At 58.3% G+C, this 9,853-nt stretch carries 10 protein-coding genes; 7 read left to right on the top strand and 3 right to left on the bottom strand.

The features are described 5' to 3' along the window. Positions 1-385 precede the first annotated feature (385 nt). Positions 386-1,585 carry a tyrosine--tRNA ligase gene (tyrS, locus tag U873_RS0133745; RefSeq protein WP_025132435.1) on the bottom strand — a complete coding sequence of 400 codons (1,200 nt, stop codon included), beginning with the start codon at positions 1,583-1,585 and terminating at the stop codon, positions 386-388. 209 nt (positions 1,586-1,794) lie between these two features. Here tyrS and U873_RS0133740 point away from each other — a divergent pair, with 209 nt between their 5' ends. Both U873_RS0133740 and U873_RS0133735 read left to right on the top strand, forming a co-directional pair. Continuing rightward, positions 1,795-3,216: a peptidoglycan DD-metalloendopeptidase family protein gene (locus U873_RS0133740; protein WP_025132434.1), complete on the top strand. Its 1,422-nt coding sequence runs from the start codon at positions 1,795-1,797 to the stop codon at positions 3,214-3,216. A gap of 3 nt (positions 3,217-3,219) precedes the next feature. Then, on the top strand, positions 3,220-4,311 hold the full coding sequence (locus U873_RS0133735; RefSeq protein ID WP_025132433.1) for an anhydro-N-acetylmuramic acid kinase: 1,092 nt from the start codon (positions 3,220-3,222) through the stop codon (positions 4,309-4,311). 70 nt (positions 4,312-4,381) lie between these two features. On the opposite strand, the gene erpA is transcribed toward U873_RS0133735, so the two are convergent. Next, the gene (erpA, locus tag U873_RS0133730) at positions 4,382-4,732 is read right to left on the bottom strand and encodes an iron-sulfur cluster insertion protein ErpA (RefSeq protein WP_025132432.1); all 351 of its coding nucleotides are present in this window, start codon (positions 4,730-4,732) and stop codon (positions 4,382-4,384) included. Between the two features lie 169 nt (positions 4,733-4,901). Further along, entirely contained in the window at positions 4,902-5,936 is a 1,035-nt protein-coding gene (gene argC, locus U873_RS0133725; protein ID WP_025132431.1) for an N-acetyl-gamma-glutamyl-phosphate reductase, read from the bottom strand. Between the two features lie 135 nt (positions 5,937-6,071). Here argC and hemJ point away from each other — a divergent pair, with 135 nt between their 5' ends. The 5 genes from hemJ to U873_RS0133700 all read left to right on the top strand — a co-directional run bounded on the left by hemJ (position 6,072) and on the right by U873_RS0133700 (position 9,787). Further along, positions 6,072-6,503, top strand: a complete 432-nt coding sequence (hemJ, locus tag U873_RS0133720) for a protoporphyrinogen oxidase HemJ (RefSeq protein ID WP_025132430.1) — start codon at positions 6,072-6,074, stop codon at positions 6,501-6,503. 33 nt (positions 6,504-6,536) lie between these two features. Then, positions 6,537-7,505 carry a nitronate monooxygenase family protein gene (locus tag U873_RS0133715; protein WP_025132429.1) on the top strand — a complete coding sequence of 323 codons (969 nt, stop codon included), beginning with the start codon at positions 6,537-6,539 and terminating at the stop codon, positions 7,503-7,505. 95 nt (positions 7,506-7,600) lie between these two features. Then, complete coding sequence (locus tag U873_RS0133710; protein ID WP_025132428.1) at positions 7,601-8,524, top strand: DUF805 domain-containing protein; 924 nt, start codon at positions 7,601-7,603, stop codon at positions 8,522-8,524. Between the two features lie 61 nt (positions 8,525-8,585). Beyond that, entirely contained in the window at positions 8,586-9,374 is a 789-nt protein-coding gene (locus tag U873_RS0133705) for an SDR family oxidoreductase (RefSeq protein ID WP_025132427.1), read from the top strand. Positions 9,375-9,448: 74 nt separating this feature from the next. Continuing rightward, positions 9,449-9,787: a histidine triad nucleotide-binding protein gene (locus U873_RS0133700; RefSeq protein WP_016963742.1), complete on the top strand. Its 339-nt coding sequence runs from the start codon at positions 9,449-9,451 to the stop codon at positions 9,785-9,787. Positions 9,788-9,853: the final 66 nt, after the last annotated feature.

The following is a 9,853-nucleotide window of genomic DNA, read 5'->3' as shown; positions in this document are numbered from 1 at the left end:
TCGTCTCAACCGAGGCGCGCATTCTACAGCAGCCTCATTTGCTGTCAAGTGATTTTTTAAGAAGTTTTCAAAGTTTCGCTTGGAAATCCTTAACAACTTCAACCACTTGCGCTTCCGATCTCTCGTTAGCGGGAGGCGAATTCTACAGCGTTACACGCTGCTGTCAACACCTCTTTTTCACCGCTTTCGACCGAGAGGATCGAATCGTTAATAGAGCGAAAACACACTGCCTTATTAACTGCTTCTGGCTTCGATGAACTGAAGCATAACCGCTGTCGAAAACTGTGTAACTCGTTGAATCTAAAGGAGTTTTCCGTTTCGACTGCGCCGGAAGTGGGGCGAATTATAGAGAGATATAATTCGCCGTCAACCCCTATTTTCAGCTTTATTCAGATTTAAGCGTAATACGCGCAAATGCTTTTTTGCCGGCCTGGTATACATGGGTCTCGCCCACAGCACATATAAAGGTGCGATCAACCACCTCACCATCCACACGCACACCACCAGACCCCAGGAGGTCTCGCGCCACAGCTGCGTTCTTTACCAGCCCCGCCTTATTAAGCACGGCCGCGATCGGCATATCCTCTACAGCACCGAGCTCGATCTCCGGCAGATCATCCGGCAACTCGCCATCCTTCATACGATTGCCAGCAGCACGATGTGCATTCGCAGCAGCTTCCTCACCATGGAAACGCGCCACAATTTCCTCAGCCAGCTTGATCTTGATATCGCGAGGATTGGCACCAGCCTCAACATCAACCTTGAACGCATTGATTTCATCCATCGAGCGAAAGCTCAACAGCTCGAAATAACGCCACATCAACGCATCAGGGATAGAGACCAGCTTGCCGTACATCACACCAGGAGCCTCCTGGATGCCAACATAGTTGCCCAGCGACTTGGACATCTTCTTGACGCCATCCAAGCCTTCGAGCAAAGGCATGGTCAAGATGCATTGAGCCTCCTGACCATACCCACGCTGCAACTCACGCCCCATCAGCAGATTGAACTTCTGATCAGTACCGCCCAGCTCGACATCGGCACGCAAGGCAACAGAGTCATACCCTTGCACCAACGGATACAGGAACTCATGAATGGCAATCGGTTGATTGGTCGAGTAGCGCTTGTCGAAATCGTCCCGCTCAAGCATCCGCGCAACAGTGTATTGGGACGTCAAGCGAATAAAGTCAGCCGGCCCCATCTTGTCCATCCAGGTGGAGTTGAAAGCCACCTCGGTCTTGGCAGGATCAAGAATCTTGAAAACCTGGCTCTTGTAGGTCTCTGCGTTTTCCAGGACCTGCTCACGGGTCAAGGGCGGACGAGTAGCACTCTTGCCACTGGGATCACCGATCATTCCAGTGAAGTCGCCAATCAGGAAGATCACTTGATGACCCAGATCCTGGAACTGACGCAGCTTATTAATAAGCACGGTATGCCCGAGGTGCAGATCCGGCGCCGTCGGATCGAAGCCAGCCTTAATGCGCAGCGGTTCGCCGCGCTTGAGCTTCTCGATCAACTCGGACTCGACCAACAATTCTTCCGCACCACGCTTGATCAGCGCTAGCTGCTCTTCAACCGACTTCATAACAGACCCGCAAGGCTCAGATTCAAAAGGGAACCAACCATACAAGATCACGGACTAATTACAAGTTTTGCCCGGCGTACGGGGGCATTCACGCCGCAGAGCGTCCGCGCCCTTGCGTCACAGATGATTTGGTTATATTTTATACAGTTATTTCATCTTCATCATGTCATTCATCTTTTCCATTTCATCTTTTCAAAGTCAAACTACCTATGACCACCGAACCGTCTAAAGCGCCACCGCTTTATCCGAAGAGCCACCTGGTCGCCGCAAGTGGTATCGCGGCCCTACTCAGCTTGGCTCTTCTGGTATTCCCTTCCAGTGATGTAGAAGCCAAAAAGACGACATTGAGCCTTGACCTGGAAAGTCCGGTCGAACAACTCAAGCAAGATCAAGACGCTGTAACTGTCGAACAAGCCACAAATGAGGCTGTCGCCTCGCCTTTTGCACAGATTGACGATACCGCCGAAGACAGCGCGAAAACTGCAGAGGCCGAACCTGCGCCCGCGGCCGTCGAAGAGCAGAAAGCCCCAGGCCATAGAGAAGTCACGGTGACCAAGGGCGACACACTATCCACGCTGTTCGAGAAAGTTGGCCTCCCGTCGACTTCTGTGCATGAAGTACTGGCAAGCGACAAGCAGGCCAAGCAGTTTTCCCAACTGAAACACGGCCAAAAGCTTGAGTTCGAACTGACCCCGGACGGTCAACTGAACAACCTGCACAGCAAGGTCAGCGACCTTGAAACCATTACGCTTAGCAAAGGCCCGAAAGGCTTTACTTTCAGCCGAGTGATCACCAAACCGGTAGTTCGCTCCGCCTATGTACACGGCGTCATCAACAGCTCGCTTTCACAATCCGCTTCCCGTGCCGGCTTGTCCCATAGCCTGACCATGGATATGGCCAACGTCTTCGGCTACGACATCGACTTCGCTCAGGATATTCGCCAGGGTGACGAGTTCGATGTGATCTATGAGCAAAAAGTCGCCAACGGCAAAGTCGTAGGCACCGGCAATATTCTTTCCGCGCGCTTCACCAACCGCGGCAAAACCTATACCGCTGTTCGCTATACCAACAAGCAAGGCTCCAGCAGCTACTACACAGCCGATGGCAACAGCATGCGCAAAGCGTTCATTCGCACCCCCGTGGACTTTGCCCGCATCAGCTCGCGCTTTTCCATGGGCCGCAAGCACCCGATCCTGAACAAGATCCGCGCCCACAAAGGCGTCGACTATGCCGCGCCAAGGGGCACGCCTATCAAGGCTGCCGGTGATGGCAAGGTTCTGCTGGCAGGTCGTCGCGGCGGCTATGGCAATACTGTGATCATTCAACACGGCAACACCTACCGTACGCTGTACGGGCACATGCAAGGCTTTGCCAAAGGCGTCAAGACAGGCGGCTCGGTGAAGCAGGGGCAGGTCATCGGCTACATCGGTACCACCGGCCTTTCCACTGGGCCACACCTGCACTATGAGTTCCAGGTCAATGGTGTCCACGTCGATCCTCTAGGACAGAAGCTGCCAATGGCCGATCCTATTGCCAAGGCTGAGCGGACACGCTTCCTCCAGCAGAGCCAGCCTCTGATGGCACGAATGGACCAGGAAAAGGCCACCATGCTGGCCTCGAGCAAACGCTGAGTCATGGCGCTCTACATAGGGGTGATGTCCGGCACCAGCCTAGACGGCCTGGACATTGCCCTGATTGAACAAGATCCGACAATCAAGCTGATCGCCACCTGCTATATCCCCATGCCTGAAACCCTGCGCGCCGAGCTCTTGAGCTTGTGCGCCAGTGGCCCCGACGAGATCGCCCGCTCTGCCATTGCTCAGCAGCATTGGGTCAAGCTGGCGTCCGAGGGCATCCACGACCTCCTGCAAAAACAGCAACTGCAAGCTGAAGACATCCGCGCCATCGGCAGCCACGGGCAAACCGTACGCCATGAACCCAGTCGCGGGTTCACCGTACAAATAGGTAACTCGGCGCTGCTGACCGAGCTCACAGGCATAACCGTCGTCAGTGACTTTCGCAGTCGCGATGTAGCCGCAGGTGGACAAGGTGCCCCACTGGTCCCGGCCTTTCACGAAGCCCTGTTCCAGCAGCGCACGGGGAACCGCGCGGTTCTGAATGTCGGGGGGTTCAGCAACTTGAGCCTGATCGAAACCGGCAAACCGGTCGCCGGCTTTGATTGTGGGCCAGGCAATGTGCTGCTTGATGCCTGGATACAGATCCAACGCGGGGACAACTTCGATTACAACGGCCAATGGGCTGCTAGCGGAAAGCTGGTCCCAGGTTTTTTGAAGACCTTGCTCAGTGATCCGTTCTTTGCCACCCACGGCCCCAAGAGCACTGGCCGCGAAGTCTTCAATCTCGAGTGGCTGCAACAACATCTGGCCCAACATCCCAGCATGGCTCCTGAGGATGTACAGGCAACGCTGCTTGAACTGACCGCATTGACCATCGTCGAATCCTTGCAGACTGCCCAAGGCGATACGCAGGAGCTTCTGGTGTGTGGCGGCGGCGCCCATAACCTGACATTGATGAATCGCTTGGCCGCACTGCTGCCCAGGACCCGGGTCGACACCACCGCAGCTTATGGCATAGATCCTGACTGGGTAGAGGCCATGGCCTTCGCCTGGCTCGCCCACTGCTGCCTGGAAGGCATCGCCGCCAATCGCCCAAGCGTTACCGGCGCCCGTGGCCTGCGAATCTTGGGCGCCATCTATCCTGCCTGATCGCCAGGCAGCAAAACGCCGCAGGACCGTAAGGCCCTGCGGCGCTGGATAGAAAGCTTTCGCCGACTGATCAGATCGAGAACGAAGACCCACAACCACAGGTAGTGGTGGCGTTAGGGTTCTTGATCACGAAACGCGAACCTTCCAGGCCTTCCTGGTAGTCCACCTCAGCACCGGCCAGGTACTGAAAACTCATGGGGTCGACCACCAGGCTCACGCCTTCGCGCTCAACGATGGTGTCATCATCGGCCACATCCTCATCGAAAGTGAAACCGTACTGAAACCCCGAACAACCGCCGCCCGTAACGAATACGCGCAGCTTCAAGCGATCATTACCCTCTTCATCGACCAGGGTCTTCACCTTGTGCGCTGCACCTTGAGTGAATTGCAAAGCCGTGGGGGTGAAGGATTCAACGCTCATGCTGACTATCTCCCGGCGTTAAGCCGCCATACTGCGTAATGACGCGCATTATCCGCTTCTCCTAGAAAAGCGGTCAACTATTGTTACGGTATATCAATAGTCGTACAGCTGTCCGCATAACGCAGAAAGGCCCGTCAGACGGGCCCTTCTGCTCAACCGCCAACCCCCCTTAAGGCAGCATGCCCGCGTGGGAAAGCCCCAGACGCTCATCCAGGCCAAACAGGATATTGAGGTTCTGCACGGCCTGGCCCGAAGCCCCCTTGACCAGGTTGTCGATCACCGACAGTACCACCACCAGATCATCGTTCTGAGGGCGATGCACTGCAATCCGGCACACGTTGGCACCGCGCACGCTGCGGGTTTCCGGGTGGCTGCCGGCCGGCATGACATCGACAAACGGCTCGTTGGCATAGCGCTTCTCGAACAGCGCCTGCAGATCAACCGACTTATCCACAACCGTTGCATAGAGCGTCGAGTGGATGCCACGAATCATTGGCGTCAGGTGCGGCACGAAGGTCAACCCGACATCCTTGCCCGACGCCCGGCGCAGGCCCTGGCGAATTTCCGGCAGATGGCGATGCCCTTTAACGGCATAGGCCTTCATGCTCTCGGAGGTTTCCGAATACAGCGACCCTACGCTCGCGCCACGGCCCGCGCCGCTGACGCCGGACTTGCAGTCGGCAATCAAGCGGCTGGTATCGGCAAGACCAGCCTCTAGCAACGGCAGGAACCCCAACTGGGTGGCGGTCGGATAGCAGCCTGGAACGGCAATCAGACGCGCCTTGCGGATTTGCTCGCGGTTGACCTCAGGCAGGCCGTAGACCGCCTCGTCCAGCAGTTCCGGTGCGCCATGGGGCTGGCCATACCACTTGGCCCACTCATCGGCATCCTGCAGGCGGAAATCCGCCGACAGGTCAATGACCTTGGTGCCCGCCGCCAGTAATTCGCCAGCTAGCGCGTGGGCAACTCCATGGGGCGTGGCGAAAAACACCACGTCACAGGCGCCCAGGGTCTTGATGTCCGGCACGCTGAAGGCCAGGCCGTCATAGTGGCCACGCAGGTTCGGGTACATATCGGCTACAGCCAGACCGGCCTCGGATCGCGAAGTGATGACTTCCACGCGAGCCTGCGGATGCTGTGCCAACAGACGCAGCAGTTCGACACCGGTGTAACCCGTGCCGCCGACAATACCGACCTTGACCATAAACCTGCCCTCAACGAACCCACTGGAAAGCTGCCGATAATAGGGGCGGCGCGCCCCTGCGACAACCGTCAAGGTGACGTACGGACGCTCTACCCTCTACTATCCTCGCCACCGTGAACCTGGGAATAACTAAAAATGCTCTATCTATGGCTCAAAGCCTTTCATATCGTCAGCGTGGTCTGCTGGTTTGCCGGCCTCTTCTACCTGCCGCGGCTGTTCGTCTATCACGCCCAAAGCGAAGACAGCATCAGTCGTGAACGCTTCTGCCTGATGGAGCGCAAGCTGTACCGCTTCATCATGGGGCCGGCGATGATCGCAACGCTGATCTTCGGCATCTGGCTGATCAGCCTCAACCCCAGCGCCTACTTCGGCCAGGGTGGCTGGATGCATGCCAAGCTGACCCTGGTGGTGATCCTGATCGGCTATCACCATATGTGCGGCGCCCAGGTGAAACGCTTTGCCCGTGGCGAAAACACCCGCAGCCATGTCTTTTATCGCTGGTTCAATGAAGTACCGGTTCTGATATTGCTGGCTATTGTAATTTTGGTCGTTGTACGGCCGTTCTAACTCTTACTAGTCGCATCCCCTGGGGGTACTCCAATGTCACTGCCCGCTCTGCTCGAACAACGCCTGCGCCTGCCAGTGGTAGCCGCTCCGATGTTCCTGATCTCCAACCCTGAACTGGTCCTGGCTTGCTGCCGCAATGGCGTGGTGGGCAGCTTTCCGGCACTCAACCAGCGCGAAAGCAGTGGCTTCAAGGCCTGGCTCGAGGAGATCGAGGCGGGGCTGGCCAAGCTGGAGAACCCTGCCCCCTACGCCGTGAACCTGATCGTGCACAACAGCAACCCGCGCCTTCAGGCCGACCTGGAGATTTGCATCGAGCACAAAGTACCAATCATCATCACCAGCCTCGGGGCGGTCAAAGAGGTAGTGGATGCCGTGCACAGCTACGGAGGCCTGGTCTTTCACGACGTGACCACCCGCCGTCATGCGGAGAAGGCGGCACAAGCAGGTGTCGATGGGCTGATTGCCGTTGCCGCCGGCGCAGGAGGACACGCCGGGACCTGGAGCCCATTCTCCCTGGTCGCCGAAATCCGCCAGTTCTTCGACAAGACCTTGCTGCTGGCCGGCTGCCTGAACCGCGGCCACGAGATTCTTGCCGCGCAACTGCTTGGCGCTGACCTGGCGTACCTGGGCACCCGCTTTATCGGCACAACCGAAAGCCATGCCCCGCAAGCCTACAAGGACATGCTGCTGAACTCTCGCGCCGCAGACATCGTCCACACCGCCGCGGTCTCTGGGGTTCCCGCCAGCTTCATGCGCCAGAGCCTGGAGAATGCCGGCTTCGACCTGGCCGCCCTGCAAGGCAAGGGTGAAGTCAATTTCGGCGCCAAGCTCAAGCCCATCAGCGATGAAGCCAAAGCCTGGAAAACCGTGTGGTCAGCAGGCCAGGGAGTCGGTGAAATCGACGACTTGCCGAACATTGATCAACTGATCGCCCGCCTGGACAACGAATATCGCGCGGCCCAGGAATCTTCGGCCCGATTGAGCAAACACTGGCCACGCTAAGCCGTTCTCATTGTTTCTTGGCCAGTGAGGGGGCGCTGGCCTTAAACTACGCATCTTTTGTGTAAACCTTCTTTTCAAGTGACAGGGATGCCCCCATGAGCGAGACCCGCTACAAGATTGTGTTCGACGGCACGCTGCTGCCCGGAGTCGAAAAGTCCACCGCCCAACTGAACCTGGCCGAACTGTTCAAAAGCGACACCACGGCGGTGGAACGCCTGTTCACAGGACAATGGGTGGAGCTCAAGCGCGACCTGACCCAGGCCGACGCCGACCGCTATCTCGAAGCCTTGAAGAAGGCAGGCATCGACGCCAGGATCCAAGCCGAGCAGTCCCTGGACCTGAGCCTGGATTCGGTAACAGCCGCCCCGCCTCCACGCCCGGCCAACACCAGCAATTCGCCCTACGCGCCACCTCAAGCCACCGTCGGCGAAGCCATTCCCCAGTACGCGACACTGAACCCCTTCAGTTTTCAGGGCCGGATTGGTCGCCTGCGCTACCTGGCCTGGACCCTGGTCCTGACCGTGATCATCATTGCCTTGCTCGGTGTCGGCGCCTTCGTCGGCATCCTGTTCAGCGCGATAACCAACTCCGGTCTGCTCATGGGACTGGGCATTTTCGTCGGCGCCATCCTGTTTATCGGCTCCATCGTCGTCAGCATCCAGATCAGCGTACAGCGCCTGCACGACCTGGGCTGGTCGGGCTGGCTGTGGTTGCTGAACTTCGTACCGATCGTCGGCAGCATCTTCCCGCTGGTATTGATGGTCAGCCCAGGCAGCAACGTGGCCAACCGCTATGGCGCGCCGCCTCCGCCCAACACCACGGCGGTCAAGGTTCTGTCATGGATGTGGGTGGTGCTGATCGTCCTGCTGATCGTCGGCGTTGTGGCCGGCGGCCTGAGCTCCCTGGAAGATCGCTACAGCGAGGCCAGCTACAGCGAAACCATCGACTCCACCAGCGTGGATGAAGACGCCGAACCGGCCGATAGCGCCGCGCCCTCTGTAGAATCCGAGCAAGAATAAACGCGTCCGCGCCTGCGACTCTCCCTGTCGCAGGCAACCGGCCGTTGCGATGGAGAAGTGCATGACCCGTTACGCCCTGATCACCGGTGCTTCCAGCGGCATAGGCCTGGCCCTGGCCGAAGCGCTGGCCCGGCGCGGCCGCAACCTGATTCTCGTGGCCCGTCAGCGTGATCAGTTGGAAGCCATCGCCCTGGAGCTGACCCAGCGTTTCGGCGTCGAAGTGTTGTTTCGCGCCTGCGACCTGGGTGAGCCCCTGCGCCTGTCCGGCTTCCTGCTGGAACTGGAGGAAGGTGACCGGCAGATCGACCTGCTGGTCAACTGCGCCGGCATTGGTACCAGTGGACCGTTCCTGGCCCAGGACTGGATGACCGAGCAGGACCTGATCGAAGTCAACATCCTCGCCCTGACCCGCTTGTGCCACGCCCTGGGCAACAGCATGGCACTGCTGGGCGGCGGGCAGATTCTCAATGTCGCCTCGGTGGCCGCCTTCTATCCCGGCCCCTGGATGAGCACCTACTACGCCAGCAAGGCCTATGTCCTGCACTTTTCCGAAGGATTGCGTGAAGAGCTGAAGAAATGCGCGGTCAAGGTCTCGGTACTCTGCCCAGGCCCAACCCGCACTGCGTTCTTTCGCACCGCACAGATGGACACCGAGAAGCTCAACGACAGCACACTGCTGATGAGCCCCGAGGAAGTCGCACTCTACGCAGTCCGCGCCTTGGAAAAGAACCGCGCGATCATCATTCCCGGCCGCCTTAACCGCTGGATGGCCTTCAGCAGCCGCCTGGGTTCGCGCTGGCTGACTCGCAAGATCGTCGGTTACGTCAATCGGGCTTATTGCCCTCGTTAAGCACCCGGTCGGGGCTGGGCGCACATCGTGAGCCTGAGTACACTCAGCCCGGACCAACCAATGGAGAAACAGCTGTGGATACTCTGTTCACCAAGATCATCAACAGAGAAATACCTGCAAAGATCATCTACGAGGATGACCAGGTTCTGGCCTTCCATGATATTGCCCCGCAAGCACCGGTGCATTTCCTGGTGATTCCGAAAAAGCCCATCCGCACCCTCAACGATCTCACCGAGGACGACAAGGCCCTGGCCGGACACATCCTGTTCACCGCCCAGCGCCTGGCCAAGGAGCAAGGCTGCGAGGACGGGTTCCGAGTGGTGATGAATTGCAATGAGCTGGGCGGACAGACCGTCTACCACATCCACATGCACGTACTGGGTCAGCGCCAGATGAACTGGCCTCCGGGCTGATTGACCCAAGCCCCCTTCTGCAGCGCCCTCTCGCCATGCCCCAGGCGAGGGTGCGCTGATCCAGCG

The sequence above is a fragment of the Pseudomonas sp. PH1b genome (assembly GCF_000633395.1).
GTDB lineage: Bacteria > Pseudomonadota > Gammaproteobacteria > Pseudomonadales > Pseudomonadaceae > Aquipseudomonas.
This window is presented reverse-complemented; position numbering and strand designations above follow the sequence as displayed.

Coding starts and splice junctions, on each gene's coding strand:
- tyrS (WP_025132435.1), bottom strand. CDS start 1,585: ATGAAGTCGGTTGAAGAGCAGCTAGCGCTGATCAAGCGTGGTGCGGAA.
- U873_RS0133740 (WP_025132434.1), top strand. CDS start 1,795: ATGACCACCGAACCGTCTAAAGCGCCACCGCTTTATCCGAAGAGCCAC.
- U873_RS0133735 (WP_025132433.1), top strand. CDS start 3,220: ATGGCGCTCTACATAGGGGTGATGTCCGGCACCAGCCTAGACGGCCTG.
- erpA (WP_025132432.1), bottom strand. CDS start 4,732: ATGAGCGTTGAATCCTTCACCCCCACGGCTTTGCAATTCACTCAAGGT.
- argC (WP_025132431.1), bottom strand. CDS start 5,936: ATGGTCAAGGTCGGTATTGTCGGCGGCACGGGTTACACCGGTGTCGAA.
- hemJ (WP_025132430.1), top strand. CDS start 6,072: ATGCTCTATCTATGGCTCAAAGCCTTTCATATCGTCAGCGTGGTCTGC.
- U873_RS0133715 (WP_025132429.1), top strand. CDS start 6,537: ATGTCACTGCCCGCTCTGCTCGAACAACGCCTGCGCCTGCCAGTGGTA.
- U873_RS0133710 (WP_025132428.1), top strand. CDS start 7,601: ATGAGCGAGACCCGCTACAAGATTGTGTTCGACGGCACGCTGCTGCCC.
- U873_RS0133705 (WP_025132427.1), top strand. CDS start 8,586: ATGACCCGTTACGCCCTGATCACCGGTGCTTCCAGCGGCATAGGCCTG.